Source organism: Dongia sp. (assembly GCF_041906375.1).
Classification (GTDB): domain Bacteria; phylum Pseudomonadota; class Alphaproteobacteria; order Dongiales; family Dongiaceae; genus Dongia.
Genome location: NZ_JAYRJJ010000002.1, coordinates 765314 through 783723 on the forward strand (window position 1 = coordinate 765314; position 18410 = coordinate 783723).

Annotated in this window: 15 protein-coding genes; 4 read left to right on the forward strand and 11 right to left on the reverse strand. The window is 63.5% G+C overall.

Going from position 1 to position 18410, the window contains the following annotated elements; all coding sequences use genetic code 11:
- Positions 1-37: 37 nt before the first annotated feature.
- Both ACE3OA_RS10440 and ACE3OA_RS10445 read right to left on the reverse strand, forming a co-directional pair.
- Positions 38-1060: a PstS family phosphate ABC transporter substrate-binding protein gene (locus ACE3OA_RS10440; RefSeq protein ID WP_374310691.1), complete on the reverse strand. Its 1023-nt coding sequence runs from the start codon at positions 1058-1060 to the stop codon at positions 38-40.
- Positions 1061-1188: 128 nt separating this feature from the next.
- Positions 1189-2532 carry an ATP-binding protein gene (locus tag ACE3OA_RS10445; RefSeq protein ID WP_374310692.1) on the reverse strand — a complete coding sequence of 448 codons (1344 nt, stop codon included), beginning with the start codon at positions 2530-2532 and terminating at the stop codon, positions 1189-1191.
- A 168-nt stretch (positions 2533-2700) separates the two neighbouring features.
- Here ACE3OA_RS10445 and ACE3OA_RS10450 point away from each other — a divergent pair, with 168 nt between their 5' ends.
- Complete coding sequence (locus ACE3OA_RS10450) at positions 2701-3624, forward strand: hypothetical protein (RefSeq protein WP_374310693.1); 924 nt, start codon at positions 2701-2703, stop codon at positions 3622-3624.
- A gap of 10 nt (positions 3625-3634) precedes the next feature.
- On the opposite strand, the gene ACE3OA_RS10455 is transcribed toward ACE3OA_RS10450, so the two are convergent.
- The 3 genes from ACE3OA_RS10455 to ribA all read right to left on the reverse strand — a co-directional run bounded on the left by ACE3OA_RS10455 (position 3635) and on the right by ribA (position 6983).
- Positions 3635-4471, reverse strand: a complete 837-nt coding sequence (locus tag ACE3OA_RS10455) for a class I SAM-dependent methyltransferase (protein ID WP_374310694.1) — start codon at positions 4469-4471, stop codon at positions 3635-3637.
- Between the two features lie 94 nt (positions 4472-4565).
- Positions 4566-5708 (reverse strand): hypothetical protein, encoded by a 1143-nt coding sequence (locus ACE3OA_RS10460; protein ID WP_374310695.1) that lies wholly within the window; start codon positions 5706-5708, stop codon positions 4566-4568.
- Between the two features lie 78 nt (positions 5709-5786).
- Positions 5787-6983: a GTP cyclohydrolase II gene (gene ribA / locus ACE3OA_RS10465; protein ID WP_374310696.1), complete on the reverse strand. Its 1197-nt coding sequence runs from the start codon at positions 6981-6983 to the stop codon at positions 5787-5789.
- A gap of 250 nt (positions 6984-7233) precedes the next feature.
- On the opposite strand from ribA, the gene ACE3OA_RS10470 reads away from it, so the two are divergent.
- A complete protein-coding gene (locus ACE3OA_RS10470) occupies positions 7234-7923 on the forward strand; it encodes a response regulator transcription factor (RefSeq protein ID WP_374310905.1) in 690 nt (229 codons plus the stop codon).
- A 10-nt stretch (positions 7924-7933) separates the two neighbouring features.
- On the opposite strand, the gene ACE3OA_RS10475 is transcribed toward ACE3OA_RS10470, so the two are convergent.
- On the reverse strand, positions 7934-9088 hold the full coding sequence (locus ACE3OA_RS10475; RefSeq protein ID WP_374310697.1) for an MFS transporter: 1155 nt from the start codon (positions 9086-9088) through the stop codon (positions 7934-7936).
- A gap of 191 nt (positions 9089-9279) precedes the next feature.
- Between ACE3OA_RS10475 and ACE3OA_RS10480 the strand changes: the two genes are divergently transcribed.
- A complete protein-coding gene (locus tag ACE3OA_RS10480; protein ID WP_374310698.1) occupies positions 9280-10128 on the forward strand; it encodes an MBL fold metallo-hydrolase in 849 nt (282 codons plus the stop codon).
- Positions 10129-10139: 11 nt separating this feature from the next.
- Complete coding sequence (locus tag ACE3OA_RS10485) at positions 10140-10661, forward strand: L,D-transpeptidase (protein WP_374310699.1); 522 nt, start codon at positions 10140-10142, stop codon at positions 10659-10661.
- A gap of 2 nt (positions 10662-10663) precedes the next feature.
- Here the strand turns inward: ACE3OA_RS10485 and ACE3OA_RS10490 are convergent, their stop codons facing one another.
- The 5 genes from ACE3OA_RS10490 to trmD all read right to left on the reverse strand — a co-directional run bounded on the left by ACE3OA_RS10490 (position 10664) and on the right by trmD (position 18409).
- Positions 10664-12694 carry a methyl-accepting chemotaxis protein gene (locus tag ACE3OA_RS10490; protein WP_374310700.1) on the reverse strand — a complete coding sequence of 677 codons (2031 nt, stop codon included), beginning with the start codon at positions 12692-12694 and terminating at the stop codon, positions 10664-10666.
- 148 nt (positions 12695-12842) lie between these two features.
- Positions 12843-15314: a methyl-accepting chemotaxis protein gene (locus ACE3OA_RS10495; RefSeq protein ID WP_374310701.1), complete on the reverse strand. Its 2472-nt coding sequence runs from the start codon at positions 15312-15314 to the stop codon at positions 12843-12845.
- Positions 15315-15609: 295 nt separating this feature from the next.
- The gene (gene leuC / locus ACE3OA_RS10500) at positions 15610-17010 is read right to left on the reverse strand and encodes a 3-isopropylmalate dehydratase large subunit (protein WP_374310702.1); all 1401 of its coding nucleotides are present in this window, start codon (positions 17008-17010) and stop codon (positions 15610-15612) included.
- 171 nt (positions 17011-17181) lie between these two features.
- Positions 17182-17595, reverse strand: a complete 414-nt coding sequence (gene rplS, locus ACE3OA_RS10505) for a 50S ribosomal protein L19 (RefSeq protein WP_374310703.1) — start codon at positions 17593-17595, stop codon at positions 17182-17184.
- Positions 17596-17656: 61 nt separating this feature from the next.
- On the reverse strand, positions 17657-18409 hold the full coding sequence (gene trmD, locus ACE3OA_RS10510; RefSeq protein WP_374310704.1) for a tRNA (guanosine(37)-N1)-methyltransferase TrmD: 753 nt from the start codon (positions 18407-18409) through the stop codon (positions 17657-17659).
- Between the last annotated feature and the right edge of the window lies 1 nt (position 18410).

The window sequence follows — 18410 nt, forward strand, 5'->3', positions numbered from 1 at the left end:
AGGGTTCTTTCTTCCGTGAATGTCAGCGCGGGGGCGCTTACATCATCGGGGTGAGGCTGGCGGCCTTCTGCTGAACGTCCTTCAGCATGTCGGCGGGAAGCGGGATCATACCCTTGTCGGCAAGATAGCCCTCGTCGCCCGCGGCCTTGTCGCTGGTGAATTCGGCGATGAATTCGCGAATGCCCGGGACCTGGCCTTCATGCTGGTTCTTCACATAGAAGTACAGCAGGCGCGAGACTTCGTACTTGCCTTCGACGATGTTGTCGAAGCTCGGCTCGACGCCATCCATCAGGCTGCCCTGCAGCTTGTCTTCGTTCTGCTCGAGGAAGGAGTAGCCGAAGATGCCCAGAGCGTTCGGGTTGGCTTCGAGCTTCTGGACGATCAGGTTGTCGTTCTCGCCGGCATCGATATAGGCGCCGTCTTCACGGATCGAACCGCAAGCGCCCTTCTTGGCCTTCTCGTCTTTGATCGCGTCGACTTCGGGAACGCCCTTGCAGCCCTTGTCCATGACGAGCTCGACGAAGGCATCGCGGGTGCCGGAGGTCGGCGGCGGGCCGAGGACTTCGATCTTCTCGGCCGGAAGGGCCGGATTGACGTCCTTCCAGGTCTGGTACGGGTTGGCGGCGAGCGCGCCGTTCACCGGCACTTCCTTCGCCAGAGCCAGCCAGAGATCCTTCACGGTGAGTTCAAAGCGGCCGTGGCTCTTCGAATTGGCGACGACGATGCCGTCATAGCCCACGGTCACTTCGGTGATCGAGGTGACGCCGTTGGCCTTGCAGGTCTCGATTTCGCTGTCTTTGATCTTGCGGCTGGCATTGGCGATGTCGGGGGTATCTTCGCCGACACCGGCGCAGAACAATTTGATGCCGCCGCCGGTGCCGGTTGATTCGACGATCGGCGTCTTGAACTTGCCGCTCTTGCCGAATTCCTCGGCGACCGCGGTCGAGAACGGATAGACAGTCGACGAACCGACGATGTGGAGTTGGTCGCGGGCCTCGGCAGCACCGGCCGTCAGAACGACGATGCCGGTCGCGGCGAGAGCAAGAGAGATGCGCTTCATGGCAGAAACCTTTTTTGGGTGAAACCAAGCAGCGCTGTATTAGGTCTCTTCCATGACAGCCGGTTTTCGATTTCGTGACGCTTATGTGACAAGCGCCTCGGAAAGCGCGGAAATCCGCGGCTTTCGGCTCAGGCGGCTGATTCGGAAGGGGTTTTTGCCGGGGGGCCGGCGTCGAGCGGCAGGTAAATGGTAAAGATACTGCCATCACCCAAGACGGATTGGATTTCCAGCTTGCCGCGATGCCTGTTGACGATGTGCTTGACGATGGCAAGGCCAAGCCCCGTCCCGCCCATCTCGCGCGAACGGGCGGTATCGACCCGGTAGAAGCGTTCGGTGAGGCGCGGCAAGTGTTCGCGGGCGATGCCCGGACCCTGGTCGCGGAAGCTCAGGCCGACGGCGGCCGGGACGCCCTTGGGATGCGGCAGATGCAGGCGCAGCAAGGCGGGATCGGTGATGATTTCGGCCTTGATCGTCACCACCGCCTGGTCGCGGCTGTATTTGAGCGCATTGTCGACCAGGTTCTGCACCACCTGCGTCAGTTCATCGGCATCGCCGGGCACCACCGGCAGCAGTTCGGGAGCCGGGCGCTGGATGACGATGCCGCGCCGCTCCGCCTTCAGCGCCAGCCCGTCGACCACGCTGCCGACCAAGCGCTTCAGATCGGCCGCGCCTTCCGGCGGCTGGTGCTCGTTAAGCTCGATGCGCGAGAGGGAAAGCAGATCGGCGACGATGCGGCTCATGCGCTGCGCTTCGGTCAGCATGATGTCGAGGAAACGGCTGCGGGCCTGTTCGTCGTTGCGCGCCGGGCCTTTCAGCGTTTCCAGGAAGCCGATCAGGGTGGCGAGCGGCGTCTTCAGCTCATGGCTGACATTGGCGACAAAATCGCTGCGCAAGCTCTCGGCCCGGCGCAGGTTCGAGACATCGTGGAAGACGATCAGCGTCCGCCCGAGCTCCGCGCCGGCGGGATCGATCGATGCCAGCTCGGCCACCATCGAATGGCCGGCGAGTTCTGGGAGTTCGATCGGCTCGGGCGTTTCGCCGCGCGCCAGCGCATCGAGGGCGGTAAGCAGGATCGGCTGGCGCAGGACCGAGAGCAGGCTGCTGGCCTCGATTTCGGTACCCAGGAGATCGCGCGCGGCGGTGTTGGCCAGGCTGATCCGCCGCTGGGCGTCGAGCACCAGGACCGGGTCCGGCAGGGCATCGAGCAGGGCGCGTGGCGCCTCCAGCAGGATTGCCACCCCATCGGTCTCGGCCCGATCGGCTTCTCCAAGGCGATCGGGGGCGGTTTCTCGCGGTTTTTCGTCCTGCGGCGCCTGGTGGCGGAGGAGAATGAAGGCCAGCGCCGACAGGGACGCCGCCAGAAGGACCACCAGGAGGGGCCAATCGCTGCGTCCGGTGAAGCCCACCAAGGCAGCCATGGCCACCACGACCACGGCGAGGTCACGAAAAAGTGTCGCGAAGCCCTTCCGCACGCAAGCCCTCTCATCCCATAATGGGATCGACGTGATGTGGATCGACTGTGGCCGGCAAGCGTTACGACAATCAGGCGTTATGACAAGACGCTTGCAACCGCGGCGGATCGGTAAACGGACGAATCCTTATAATATTAAAGAAAACTGCCGAAGAGAGGAAACCCTGTCATGGATAATTCATCACACGCCCCCCGAGGGCTGAGGAAGGCATTGCTGGCCAGCGCCGTTTCGGCGGCCCTCATCACCGGCTCCCTGCTGCTGCCTGCCGCTGACGCCCAGGCGGAGAACGCCGTTCCGACCTATCAGCCCTGGACCGGCACGACCCAGGGCAAGGCCACCCAGAAGCTCATCGCCGACCTCAAGGCCAAGATTGCACAGGCGGAAAAGGACCAGGCGGCGTCGCCGGACTTCCTGGACGACCTGAAGAAGACACTCAACGAATATGAAGCGGCGACGATGGTGTCGCAGGCGCAGCCCTTCCTCGACAATTTCAGCGACGGCGAGTTTACCACCAATGCCACCTGGAAGGTGACCGCCGGCCAGTGGCAAGTCGACAAGTCCGGCAGCAATCGCGGCCTGGTGAGCAAGATCCGCCAGCAGGCCAATCTCAACAATCTGCTCGGCAATCTCCTCAACCCGCAAGGAACGCAGCAGCAAGGCACCGGCGCGCAATATGCCGCGATCTACACCAAGGCGAAGCTGCCCGGCGCGTTCACGGCCAGCACCAAATTCACCTCGAAGGATCGTTACGGCGGGCTGCAGCTCAGCCTCTATCAAGGGGCCTCGGCGCAGAACCAGTACCGCGTCGCCTATCAGCCGGGCAATAATCAGGGCCTGATGCTGCAGAAGGTCACGGCCAACGGCGCGACCACGCTGGGTGCCTATAACGGCGCCATCAACCTCGAAGACGGCGGCGCCCACGAATTGACGATGACGCGCGATGCCAATGGCAAGATGACCGTGCTGCTCGATGGGCAGCTCGCCATCAATGCCAGCGACACCAGCCTCAAGGGCGATCTCGATGGCATCCTCATCACCAATGTCGGCGGCAGCTATTGGCTGCGCGAAGTCTCGGTGAAGCCGCTGCAGTAACCCCTGCTGCTCAGGCTTTCTCCAGCCACAACGACGTGGCGAGATTTTCATGTCCAGGCAGCGTCGCGACCAGCGACGCTGCCACTTCCTTACCCATGCGCGACTGCACATAGCGGCTGGCAAAGAGCGGTCGGTAGGCCCCGCCCGCAAGCAGCGGCAGGACTGCCAGCTGCTCGTTATAGCCGCGCCAGACCCAATGGACCGGATAATCGTCGGGCAGGAAGATGTCGTGGATATGCACCAGGACACCGCGCGGCAAGGCTGGCAGGATGCAATTGAAGAGCCGGTCGACATCTGTTCCCGGCATCAGGATATGGCTGGAATCGACGAAGAGAATGTCGCCCTTGCCGAGCGCCCCAAAGAGCGCGGAATCGGCATCGTCCAGCACCTGGCGATGCAGGTCGACCTTTAGCCGGCTGCAATCGGCGCGCGGCGCGGGGTCGATCGCAACATGGGCGGTCGTCAGTCCGCCATCGGCGATGGCGCGCGCGGCAAAGCGCGTCGAATGGCCGGAGCCTACCTCCAGCAGACGGGCCGGGCGGTGCGACCGGATGATGGCATAGAGCATCGCCGCGTCGAGGGTCGCGAACCAATCCTGGCCCCAGCGCGGCGACGGTGCCGGTGCTTGCGCCGGAATGCGCAGCAATTCATCGCGGTAGTCGGCAAGGTCATGCAGCGCCTTGGCAAAGATCGGCTGCGCCGCCGCCAGCAATGCCTCGGCCGGCGGATAGGAGGCGGGCGCGCGCAATTGATCGGCATAGCGATAAGGGATGAAGAAGCCCCGCGGCCTTGCGCCCAGCAAAGTAGACAGACCGAAGGTCAATTTTCGCCAATAGGCCGACGGCATGAACGCTGCCTTGGATGGTAGCCGGAAGTGGTGGGTTGATGGCGGCGAAAATGACCGCTCAGCGCTACTTAGGCAAGGGGCGCCGCGAACCCGATCAATCGCGGCCGATTCCGGCGCTGTCCCGGGTCCAGGGTTCCGCCGTCGGCACCGCGGCCACCTGGATGTTCGGGTCCTCGGCAACGGGCGCCGCCGCGGCCTGATCGGTCGGCTGTGTCACCAGATGGAGATTGGCTTCTTCCGGCGTGCGATTGTCGATGCCGAGCACCCTGGCCGCCATATCGGTCCCGGCATCGCGCCCGGTTTGCGCCCGGATCACGGTATCCGCGACGGCGCTGGCGACGGAAACCACGCCAAAGGGCAAGGCACCGATGAAGTTCGACAGGCCATAGGCCTGGTCCCCGGTCACCGCCCGGTAGATCTGGGCCACGACCGGGATGTGCTGCAGCGGGTTGATGATGTCGATGAAATCGTCCCAGCCGAACTCACCATCAGGACCCAGGAAGAGTTCACGGGCTCCCGGCGTTTCCTTCATGCGCCAGGTCTTGCCCTGCGCCGCAATCTGGCGCTGTTCCTCGCGGTCGGGATAGGTATCCAGCATCACCACCCGGCTGTTCTCGTCGCTGGCGGGTTTTGCGGTGGCGGCCGGGACGTCGGCGCCGTCGGAAGGCAGGACGGGAATGCCGTCCGCCGTGCCGTCCGCCGCATCGGCGGTTTCGGGGACTGCGGCCGTTTGCGACATGGCTGCCACGGCGGGATCGGATTCCGTCACCGTTTCGACCGGCCCGGTGGCGAGCGGCACACCGCTTTGCGCCGAAATGGGCACGGTTTCAGGGACGGCATTGGGCAGCGGCATGCCGGTGAGGGCGGCAAATTGTTCCAGGCTCAGGGTCGGAATGCCGTCCCCGGCCGCAGGCGCCGCCGCCTTGACCTGTGGCGCTGCCTGGGGTGCCGCCTGGGTTGGCGCCTGGGTTGCCGGGGCCCGCTGGGCGGTCGGGATTCCGGCAAGCTTGCGATAGTCGGCAAGGGTCAGGCCCTTGACCGGCTGGACCCCCTTGCCCTGCTGCTGCGCTCTATATTGTGCCTGCAGCATCTGCTGGAACTGGCTCTGGTCGATGGCTCCCGGGCGCAGCGCATCGCCGGGGATGGAGCCGCTATCCCCCTGCGGTGGAATCTGGCTCATCCCCGCATAGGTGGGGTAAGGCGCCGATGTCGCTGCGATGGTCGGAAATTCCGCCAAGGGGGCCATCCCTGAACCCGCGCCGACACCATGTCGGCACTCCGTCAGGAAAGCATGAGCAAACCCCGTGCCAAGCTCTTAGAACATATGGCCGAAACGGATGGCCTTGGTGGAGAGATAGCGTTCGTTATGGTCATTGGACGGGAACACGTGCGGAACGCGCTCCGTCACGTTGATGCCGCATTGGGCGAGGCCGGTGACCTTTTCCGGGTTGTTGGTGAGGAGGCGCACTGCCCCCACGCCGATCTGGCGCAGCATTTCCGCCGCCGGCTGATAGAGCCGTTCATCGGCACCGAAGCCCAGTTGCAGATTGGCGTCCAGCGTATCGGCACCGGCATCCTGCAGGCGGTAGGCGCGCAGCTTGTTGACGAGGCCGATGCCGCGCCCCTCTTGCGCCAGATAGAGCAGCACGCCGTTTCCGGTCCCATCGGGCGCCGAATTGGCGATGGCCGAAATGGCGCCGCGCAGCTGTTCGCCGCAATCGCAGCGCAGGGAACCGAGTAGGTCGCCCGTGAAACATTCCGAATGCAGACGGGTCAGCACCGGTTTGGTCGTGTCGAGCTTGCCGATGATGATGGCGAGATGCTCCTTGCCGCCGTCATGGGGGCGGAAGGCGATGATTTCGGCGTCTTCAGCGCCTTCGAGCGGCACGCGGGCCGAGCTTACCCGGCGCAGATCGGCGGCGGCATTGCGGCGCCAATGGGCCAGATCGCGCGCTTCCATGCGGAAGGCTGCATCGACCCAATGATCAAGACCGGCCCGGGGCACCAGTACCAGGATCGCCGCCGGCAACAGGCGCGCGGCCTTGGCCAGTTCGATGGCGCCTTGGCAGAGGGCCGGCGAGACGTCATTGGTGGCCGCAACCCCCAGAGCCTGGGCATCGAAGGCCGCAACGGTAGGATCGGCCAACTGGCGTACCGCTTCAGCGGCCAGCGTACCGGCGACGGCAAGCAGGCGATAATCCTGGACCGGCAGATTGGCCGGCAGCATCAACCCCCGCTTCTGCAGGGCCTGGGCACGTTCAATGGTGAGGACCAGGCGCACCTCGCCCTTCTTCCCGGCAGCACCGGTCATGCCATTGCTGGCGGTCTGCAGGGTCGCCAAAGCCGGCTGTTCGACCGTTTCGGCCGCCAGCACCAGGGCCGCAAGGTCGCCCTCCAGCAACGCCACGACGCCGCCGCGGCGCAATTCGGCCACAGCGCGTTCAACTTGGGCAAGGCAGGTGGCAGTCCAGACACTGGGGTCGAGGGCCGCCGGATCGATCGGCGTCATCATTTATCCGATGTTGGCAATCCAGGATGGGCTCGTTCCCCGCATATGGGGATTATTTAATGATCCGGTCAAGCCCACCCCGGGCGACCCACCCATGCGCCCCCGGGGGAGCCTCCCTCGACCTTGTCGTCCTATCGCTAAGTCCGCGAGAATACGGAACTTTCCGGGAGTCGGCCGGGGAGGATACCTTGTCAGGCGGATGGGGCAATGTTATCTCACACTTATAAAGAGGGGAGTTCCCGTATCCATGAGCTTGACCCACCAGCGCCGTATCCTGCTCGTCGATGACGACGAGGCCCTGCGCAAGACCCTGGCAGAGCAGTTGGCCATCGATGGCGAGTTTGCCTGTGTCGAAGCCGGGACGGCTGGCGACGCGCTCAGCGTGGCGCTGAAGGAAAAACCGGACGCGATCCTGCTCGATGTGGGCCTGCCCGATGGCGACGGCCGGCAGGTCTGCGAGGCCATGCGCAAGGCCGGGATCAGCGTCCCCATCATCATGGTGACGGCGTCGTCAGGCGAGGCGGATACGATCCGCGGACTCGACATGGGCGCCAATGATTACATCTCGAAGCCCTTTCGGCTGGGCGAATTGCTGGCGCGCTTGCGCGCGCATCTGCGGCAGCACGAGCATAGCGAGGACGCGCTCATTCCGATCGGCCCCTATGTCTTCAAGCCCAATGTGAAGATGCTGGTCGACGAGAAGGCCAACAAGAAGATCCGCCTGACCGAGAAGGAAACGGCGATCCTCAAATATCTCTATCGCGCCGAACAGCGCGCGGTCGGGCGCGAGACCCTGCTCGGCGAAGTCTGGGGCTACAATGCGGGCGTCACCACACACACGCTGGAGACCCATGTCTATCGCCTGCGCCAGAAGATCGAGAAGGATCCGGCCAAGGCGCAGATCCTGGTCACCGATGCCGGCGGCTACAAGCTGATACCCTGACCCGTCCGCTCTATTTGAGACGCCGCGCCAGGGTCAGCGCCAGCAGCGCGGAGAGCACGCAGATGGCTGCGATGACGACGGCGGCGCCGGACCAGCCGAGGCTGCCCTGAAACAGCCAAGCCATGAGGATCGGCCCCAGAAACACGCCTGAATTGCGGCCCGTCATCAGCACGCCATAGGCCTTGGGCCCGGCCTGCATGCCATCGAGATTGTGCGGCAGATGGAAGAAGCAGGCCGGCGCCACGCCGGCGCCGATGCCGAAAACGATCAGCATGAGAATGCCCGGAACACCGTCGAGCCATGGTGCGCTGAGCCACACAACGGCCTGCAACAGCAGCGCTGTGAACAACGCCGGCAGCAGCTTCAACCCGCGCGCCAGGGCCCAGCCGGTGGCGATGTTGCAGCTCATCACCACGATGACGGGAAGCAGATAGGCCAGGATCGCCGCGGCGGCGCTCAAATGCAGTTCGCCGGTGAGGTATTTGGTGAGCCAGGTCATGAAGGCGAAGAATTGCAGCGACCAGAGCAGAAAGATGCCGGCCCCAATGATGAGGCCCGGATGCGTCTTGGTGGTGCCGGCACCGCCGCCCGGCCGCTTCACCGGACCCAGCCAACGCCGATAGAGAAGGGCTGCGGCAATGAGCGGCAGCATGAGGGCGAGATTGATCAACCACAATTCCCGCCAATCGGCGCCGGCCAAGGCGAGCAGGCCCGCCAGAAGCTGGCCGATCGGAATCCAGGCGGCAATGAGGCCGGTCACCAGGCCGAGGTCGCGCCGCGCCGTCGCCGAATTGGCGATGACCGGGCCGATCACCGCGAAGATGGCGAAGGTGAGCCCCTCCAGCCCGCGCGCCAGCAGCATCAGCCCCGCCGATTGCGGTGCCGCCAGCCCCAGAACGATGCCGATGGCGGCGATGCCGAGGCCCAGGCTGAAGGCAATGGAAAGCGCGTGATGCTCGATCAGCCGGCCGAGCGGCGCCGATGCCAGCAGGCCCACCAGGGCGAAGACCGACATGAACCAGGCGGCAATTGTGGCGCTGTGGGGATAGGCCGCCAGGAATGCCGGCAGGACGGGGGGCAGCTTGAATTGCAGAAAGGCACCGAAAGCACTGATGCCAACGCCCAGCAAGGCCACGGGCCAGCAGGTCCGCTCAACCGAGGTCAATAACCATACTCCTTTTGGCAATTTATCTGCCGCAATCTGACAAATGCTGGCGCGGCAAAAGCTTACAGGCTCACTTTGCAAGCGGCGCAAACAATGCCATCATTCGCCCGCGCCGGATAGCGGGGTGAAACCGGGCGGTTCAAGGGATGGCGGTCTAAGAAGACGGGGACGCCGAAAAAGGATTGAGTGTTTTGTCGCAATCGGTTGGTGCCTCGACGGCTGATTTGTCCGTTCGCTTTTGGGGAGTACGTGGCTCCCTTTCCTGTTCCGGTCCAGAATATGTGCGCTATGGCGGCAATACCTCCTGCCTGGAAGTGCGCGCTGGCCCCTATGTGCTTGTCTTCGATGCCGGCACCGGCATCCGGCAACTGGGCCGCGAGCTCGCGGCGAAGGGTCCCGTCGAAGCGGAACTCTTCTTCACCCACACGCATATCGATCATGTTGTCGGCCTGCCTTTCTTCGCGCCGCTCTATCTGCCGGGATCGAAGATCCGTATCTGGGCCGGGCACCTCAAACCGGAGCGCGGTCTCAAGGAAGCGCTGTCGGGCCTGATGGCCGAGCCTTTCTTTCCGGTGCCGCTCGAGATCTTTTCGGCGCAACCCGATTATCACGACTTCATCGCCGGCGAAGTGCTGGAGCCGCGTCCGGGCCTCAAGGTGCAGACCTGCCCGCTCAATCATCCCAACGGCGCCACCGGCTACCGTGTCGATTGGCAAGGGAAGTCGGTCTGCTACGTGACCGATTGCGAGCATGACACCAAGCAGCTCGACCCGGTGATCCTGGCGCTGATCGAAGATGCCGATGTGGTCGTCTATGACGCCACCTACACCGATGAGGAGTTCACGCGCTTCAAGGGCTGGGGCCATTCGACCTGGCAGGAAGCGGTGCGCCTGGCGGATGCGGCCAGGGTGAAGACGTTGGTGCTTTTTCACCATGATCCGTCGCATGACGATGCATTCATGGACCGAGTCGCCATCGATGCCGAAAAGGCGCGACCCGGAACCCTGGTGGCCAGGGAAGGCCTGATCCTCACCCCTTAAACCGAAGGCGCATGATGGAATTGATCGTCACGGCCGAGAGCAAAGGCGCCACGCAAGGCTGGGCCACGTTGAACGGCCAGCGCTTTCGCTGCGCGCTGGGCCGTGGCGGCATCATTGTAGATAAGCGCGAAGGCGACGGCGGCACGCCGGTCGGCGCCTTTCCGCTACGCCGGCTGCTCGTTCGCACCGATAAGGGCCGGCAACCTGCGACCCGCTTGCCGGTAACGGTGATCGAGGAGGATGACGGCTGGTGCGACGCGCCGGAGGACATCGCCTATAACCGCGCCGTCGCCCTGCCCTATGCCGCCAGCCATGAGCGATTGTGGCGCGGCGATCATCTCTACGACCTTGTTCTGGTCATCGGCCACAATGACGATCCGGTGGTACCCTTCATGGGCAGCGCCGTCTTCGTCCACCTCGCCCACGCGGATTACCGGCCGACCGAAGGCTGCATCGCCTTCGACCGCCCCGATCTGGAAAAGATCCTGGAGACCATGGGGCCGGGCGACCGGGTGGTGGTCCGGGAACCCTGATATCAGGCGACCTTGCTGGCCTGCCGCGTCTCTTTTGCCCGTTCGATAAAGCCGGCAAGCGCGCGCGATTCAGCGTCAGTGAGTTCAAATTTACCGCGCAACATGGTCTCCACCTGCTCCTTGACCGTGAGGCGCAGGCTGCTCAAGGAGGGCCCCAGATCGAGGTTGATCTGTGCAGCGGGTTTCCTGTCCGCCGGCCAGTTGAGACGCGCCCCGCCCAACGAGAGATCGACGAGTTCGGCAGTGAAACGATCGGCACCGCTGCTGATGTCGACCTTGCGGGAGATACCATAGCGTTCGTGCCGGCGCCGGTTGACCGAGGCATCGACATGCCGCACGGCGCGAACCACGGCAGAGCGCAGATCACGGATGGAGCCATCGACGTCACCGGCCAGCGAATGAACGTTGGCGGCCTGGTCGCCGGTCATTTCCGCCTGATCGGCCACGAGATTGATGCGTTCGGCAACTTCCTTGGCGGCTTCCGCCGCCTGGCCGACATTGCGCGCGATCTCGGCTGTCGCAGCTGATTGCTGTTCAACCGCCGAGGCGATGGAGGTTGCAAAACTGTCCACCTCGCGGATCTTGTCGACAATGGCATTGACGGACGTCACCGAGACGTTCGTGGCCGCGCGCACTTCGCCCACGGTCTTTTCGATTTCCGCCGTGCTGTTCGCAGTCTGAGCGGCGAGGTTTTTCACTTCGTTGGCGACCACAGCAAAGCCCTTGCCGGCATCACCGGCACGGGCCGCTTCAATGGTGGCATTGAGCGCCAGCAGATTCGTCTGCGCCGCCACATCGCGAATGACGCCCGTGATGACCGATATCTGATCGACCACGTTGGACAGCTTCTGAATGTCCTGCATGGTCGATTCGGACGAGGCCATGGTGGCCCGGCTCACCTTGACGGTCTGGTCAAGCTGGCCGGCGATTTCGCGGATCGACAGGGCCAGTTCTTCGGTGGCGGAGTTGACCGTCTGGGTGTTGGAGAGCATCTGCGTTGCCGCGGCCGACACGGCCTGCGAGTTCTCGCTGACCTTTTGCGCTGCCTCCGCCATGTTGCGCGCGCTGCCGGACATGTTCTCGGTAAAGCCGGCGACAGTGCCGACCGCACCGGCGATCTGTTCTTCGACCGTATCGGCCATGTCGCGCAGCACCTTGTTGCGCTTGGCGACGGAATGGCGATCGAGTTCCACTTTTTCTTCCACCGCGAAACTGAGCTGCGCCTTCATGGCACGGACGATGTTGCTGATGGGGCGGAACTCGACGATGGGATCGTCCGGTACGGCACGGCCGAATTCGCCGCGCGTGATGGCGGTCAGCTGCTGCTGCAACCGGCCGAGCGGCGCGTTGACGTTGCGGTAGATGAGGACGCACATGAGACCGGCGAAGGCGAAGCCGAACGTCGCCACGATCCACATCGCTTGCAGCGCAGCACTCGATTCTTCCGCGCCGCCCGATTCTTCCACGCCGCCAAGACCGATCGCGGTAATGGTGATGAGACACCCGATCATGATGGCCAGGGTCGCCACGATGCGGGCGGCAAGGCTCTGCTTCACTTCGCGCAGCTTGGCCAGCAAGCCGCCTTGCTTGACGCGGCCCCCTTCGACCTTGAGATTGCCCTGCCGACCGGCGCGGATCAGGTCGTAGATCTTGCCGGCCGCCGTCACTTCGGCGCGGCTCGGTTTGGCGCGCACCGAGATATAGCCGGTGACGGCGCCATTCTCGATCACCGGAGTGACATTGGCGCGGACCCAGTAATAGTCGCCCGATTTGGCGCGGTTTTTGACCGGCGCCTCCCAGGCATGGCCAGCCTTGATCGTCGACCACAGATCGGCAAAGGCTTCCTTGGGCATTTGCGGATGCCGCACGATGTTGTGCGGCTGGCCCATCAATTCCTCCTCGGTATATCCGCTGATCCTGAGGAAGGCCTGGTTGACGAAGATGATGCGCCCCCCGGCATCGGTCCTGGTTACCAGGACGTCACCGTCCTGCATCTGGATTTCATGATCGGTGATGGGTTCGTTGAGGCGCAAGATTGACTCCGTCCGGACAAGGTGACGGGATCAGTTACCTATTCTTGTGACAACAAAGGATTAACATCTCAGCCCTCCGGCACCGGCAAACCGCCGCTTTCCTGCCACGGGCGCCGAATGGGCTGAAATAGTAGCAGACCTAGATTGCTTACTCGGCTGCCAGCCGAATCATTTCCGGATGTTCGATCGCGCTGATGAATTTAACCAACGGTTGACGAGCAGCCTCCTGAAGCTCCCATTTTCCGCGCAGCAGTCCGCCACTATGTTCTTTCACGGTGAGATATATTTCGGGCACGCCGTTGCCCAGGCGAACGATGACCGACCGGCCGATGCTGGAGCCTTCAGGGATCGAGAATCTGGCGCCGCCCATGGAGACGTCAGACAGCGCCGCGCCAAAGGTCTTGCCCTCGGAAATGAGCTGAACGGTCGTCGACATGCTGGGTGCAACGCGCTTATTGCGGCGGCGATCCACATCCTTGTCGAATTCGCGCACGACCCGAACAATCGTGCCACGCAAATCCTGGATGCTCTCATCGACATGGGAGGCAAGTTCGTTGACATTGGCCGCCTGCTGGCCGGTAAGCTCAGCCTGCTCGGCGACCTTGTTGATCCGCTCCGCCACTTCCTTGGCTGCGTCCGCCGCCTGACCGACACTGCGGGCGATTTCACCGGTCGCCGCCGACTGCTCCTCGACCGCTGAAGCGATGGAGCTTGCATAGGAATCGACGTCGCGGATCTTGGTGACGATGCCGCTCACCGAATGGACGGTAGCCTCGGTCGCGACGCGGATCTCGTCGACGATCTTTTCGATCTCGGAAGTACTGTTGGCGGTCTGGGCGGCGAGGTTCTTGACTTCGCCTGCGACGACGGCAAAGCCCTTGCCGGCATCACCGGCCCGGGCTGCCTCGATCGTGGCATTGAGCGCCAGCAGGTTGGTCTGCGCCGCAACTTCACGGATGACGCCGGTGATGTTGGAGATGCGCTCGACAACGCCGGACAGTTTCTGCATGTCCTGCATCGTTTCTTCCGAGGCAGCCATGGTCTGCCGGCTGATGGCAACGGTGCTGTCCAGCTGGCTGCTGATCTCGCGAATCGAGGCCGCCAATTCTTCGGTCGCCGTGCTGACGGTCTGCGTGCTGGCCAGCATCTCTGTCGCCGCTGCCGAAACGGCCTGTGAATTCTCGCTCACATGCATCGCGGCATCCGACATGTGGCGGGCGCCATCGGACATGTCGCCGGTGAATTTGGCAACGGCGGCCACCGCACTGGTCGTCTCAAGCTCAACCGAATTGGCCATCTTTTCGAGCGCCGTCTTGCGCTTTTCGGCCGCCTGCGTATCCAGCTCTCGCTTCTCCAACACGCCATAGGCCAATTGCGAGCGCATGGCGCGAACGATGGCGCTGATCGGCCGGTACTCGACGATGGGATCGTCATCGACCGCCAGATCGTATTCGCCGCGCGCGATGGCCGACAATTGACGGTCGAGCCGGACGACGGGGCCCCGCAGACTGCGATAAACCACGATGCACATGATGGTCGCAACGATGAGGCCGACAACTGTCATGGCCGCGGCGATTGCGGCGTGCAGGTTGAAATCGGCATTGACTCCGGCCACCATCTCGCCGGCCACGCGCGGCTGCAGCGCAACCAGTTCAGAAATCTTGGCCGAGATCGGGTCGATTTCCTGGTAGAGCCTGTCCTTGACGAACGTGTCGAGCGCCGCCTTGTCTTGGGCGGTGAAGATCTTCTCGAGCTCGTCGATCGCCGTGCCCGCTTCCTGCATCAAGGGCAGGGCTTCATCCTTCAGCTGCGTTTCCTCTTGTGTATGAGGGCTCGCGGCGTAAGTCGACCATTGCTCGGCGATCGTCTTGCGGGCCTGTCCGATCGACGCAAGACCGGCATTCCAGTCCAGGCCGCTGCTGCCGCCATTGCGTACCTTGTGCGTCGTATCGACGATATTGACTGCATACATATCGGCGACGGATTTCAGCTGCTGCAGCGGGATGACACGGTCCTGGTACACGGAATCGGCGGATTTGTGCGCATCGCTCATCCCAGTCAGTCCGATGGCGGCGACGGCCGCCACGATGACCGTCAGGATAGCGACGGTGGCGCCGACACGCGCGATGATGCTTTGCTTGAGGCGCGCCAGCCGGGAACCGATGCCGGTCGTCACCACGCGGCCACTGGCGATCTTGCGGTTGCCCTGGCGCTTGTTGCGGAAGAGTTCGTAGGCACCTTCTGCCGCCGCGATGTCCTCGCGGCTGGGCTTGCTGCGCACCGACATGTAGCCGACGACGGCGCCCTCTTCGACCAGCGGCGTCACGTTGGCGCGGACCCAATAGAAATCGCCGCTCTTGGTGCGATTCTTGACGAGGCCCTCCCACGCCTTGCCGGCCTTGATGTCGGCCCAGAGGTCGGCGAAGGCCTCCTTGGGCATGTGCGGGTGGCGCACGAGATTGTGCGGCTGTCCGATCAGTTCCGCTTCGGTGAAGCCACTGATGTCGATGAAGGCGCGATTGACGAAGGTGATGCGACCACCGGCATCCGTCTTGGATACCAGGGCCTCGCCTTCCTTCATTTGGACTTCGCGATCGGTGATCGGTTCATTGACGCGCACGGCAGTCTCTCCTCCAATATGCTTGGGAAGAGAATGAACGTCGCGGGAAAATAAGTCGTAAATACCTTTGCGTGTAGGTTCCGATCCAATTCCTCGCTTTAAGCGATTATTGCCAGATCGCTACGCGCATTCTGCCAAACCGAGGAAGAACAACCCAACTGAGACAATCGACCCATGAGACATCTCGCCGCATAGGCCAGCAGGTGCCGGGCCCTGATCACAGATTCGAAACACTGGCTCGAATCCCAGACTCGAATCACTGACTCAAATCATTGGCCCGGCACGGCCGGTTTCATCAGGCGAGTTCGCGGACGTCGGCAAGATGGCCGGTGATGGCGGCGGCGGCGGCCATCGCGGGGCTGACCAGATGCGTGCGGCCACCGCGACCTTGACGCCCTTCGAAATTGCGGTTCGAGGTCGAGGCGCAACGTTCGCCTGGCGCCAGCTTGTCCGGGTTCATGGCAAGGCACATGGAGCAGCCGGGCTCACGCCAGTCGAAGCCGGCTTCGATGAAGATCTTGTCGAGGCCTTCGGCTTCGGCCTGCGCCTTCACGAGACCGGAGCCGGGAACCACCATCGCGTTGACATGGGCCGCGACCTTGCGGCCCGCGGCGAGCTTGGCAACTTCGCGCAGATCCTCGATGCGGCCATTGGTGCAGGACCCGATGAAGACACGGTCGACCTTCACTTGCGTCAGCGGCGTGCCGGCAGTGAGGCCCATATAATCAAGCGCGCGCTGCATGGCACGGCGCTTGTCCTCATCGGCCACATCGGCCGGGTTCGGCACTTTGGCGGTGATGGGCAGCACGTCTTCGGGGCTGGTGCCCCAGGTAACCTGAGGGACGATGTCCTCGGCCTTCAGCTCGATCTCGACATCGTATTTTGCGTCCGGGTCCGAGGGCAGGGTTTTCCAAAAGGCCACCGCCTGTTCCCAGGCAGCACCCTTGGGCGCCAGCGGGCGGCCCTTGATGTATTCAAAAGTGGTTTCGTCCGGTGCGATGAGGCCGGCGCGGGCGCCGGCTTCGATGGTCATGTTGCAGACCGTCATGCGGCCTTCCATCGACAGGCCGCGAATGACGGAGCCGGCGAATTCGACGACATAACCGGTACCGCCGGCCGTGCCGATCTTGCCGATGATGGCCAGCACCACGTCCTTGGCGGTCACACCCGGCAGCAGCTTGCCTTCAACCGAAATGCGCATGTTCTTGGCCGGGCGCTGGATCAACGTCTGCGTTGCCAGCACATGTTCCACTTCCGACGTCCCGATGCCGAAGGCAAGGGCCCCGAAGGCGCCATGGGTCGAGGTGTGCGAATCGCCGCAGACGATGGTCATGCCCGGCTGGGTGAAGCCCTGTTCCGGACCGATGATGTGCACGATGCCCTGGCGGATATCGTCCATCGAGAAATAGGGCACGCCGAAATCGCGGCAATTCTGTTCCAGTGTTTCGACCTGGATGCGGCTTTCGGGTTCGGTGATGCCCTTGGAACGGTCCGAGGTGGGCACGTTGTGGTCGGCGACGGCAAGGGTCGCCTGCGGACGGTGCACCTTGCGGCCGGCCGTGCGGAGGCCTTCAAAGGCCTGCGGGCTGGTCACTTCGTGCACGAGGTGGCGGTCGATATAGATGAGACAGGTGCCGTCATCCTGACGATGCACCAGGTGATTTTCCCAGATCTTGTCGAACAGCGTCTTCGCCATTTTGCGTCCTTGGGGCCCCTAAACGCGCGAGCCGGTATTGCCTTGATTCCCTCCCGCTCCGCGATCGCCCCGAAAATGGGACGATCGCGAACGAGAAAGGACTGGGTCGTTCATCGATCCCCGACCAAGCCGAAACGCCCGGCCAAGGTTCGCCTTTGCAGAAGGGCTGGCTTACTCGCCGGCCGCTTCCGCCGCCGCGTTCGCGCCCGTATTGGCCCCGGTGTTCGCCTGGGCGCGCTCGCTGATGCGGGCAGCCTTGCCGCGCAGGCCGCGGAGGTAATAGAGCTTCGAGCGGCGCACGTCGCCGTGACGGACAACTTCGATGCTGACCAGGCGCGGCGAGTACAGCGGGAAGACGCGCTCGACGCCTTCGCCATAGGAGATCTTGCGCAAGGTGAAGGAGGAGTTCACGCCGGCATTCTTGCGGCCGATGCAGACGCCTTCGAAAGCCTGCACGCGCTCGCGCTCGCCTTCGACGACCTTCACGCTCACCTTCACCGAATCGCCCGGACGGAAATCCGGCACCTTGGTGGCGCCCTGGAGCTTCGCGAGCTGGGCGGCTTCAAATTCATGCAACATGGTCATGGTCTAGGTCCTTTCTTCTTTCAACTTCTTGGACAGCGTTCGCACGCAGCCCGATTTTCTTTCAGCGGTTCTTTTCAGCACCGCGTTTCCGATAGACGTCCCACAGATCGGGCCGCCGCAATCTTGTCGTCTCCTCGGCTTGGGCATTCCGCCAGCTCTGGATCTTATCGTGATGCCCGGAGATCAGGACCTCCGGCACCTTGCGCTCATTCCATTCAGCCGGCCTGGTGTAATGCGGATATTCCAACAGGCCGGCTTCAAAACTCTCCTCGTCCAGCGTCGCTTGCGCCCCCATCACCCCGGGCAGGAGCCGGACGCAGGCATCGATCAAGGCCAGGGCAGCCGGTTCGCCGCCCGAGAGCACGAAATCGCCGAGGCTCACCTCCAGCAACCCACGCGCCTCGATCACCCTTTCGTCCAACCCCTCGTAGCGGCCGCAGAGCACAACCACACCCGGTCCCGCCGCCAGTTCCCGCACCAGTTCCTGCCTGAGCAGGCGCCCGCGCGGGGTGAGGTAGATGGCTGGCCCATTACCCTTGGTGCCGAGCCCATCCGCCGTCGCTGCGGCCAGAGCCACGTCGACCACATCGGGCCGCATCACCATGCCGGCACCACCGCCGAAGGGTGTGTCGTCGACCGTGCGATGCTTGTCGGTCGCGAAATCGCGAATCTGCATCGTCTCCAGCCGCCAGATCCCCTTCTCCAAGGCCTTGCCGGCTAGGCTCTGACCCAGGGGCCCCGGAAACATTTCCGGGAACAGGGTCAGGATCCGTGCCGTCCAGGCGCTCTTGGGTGGCTGCGTCGCTTGCGTCACC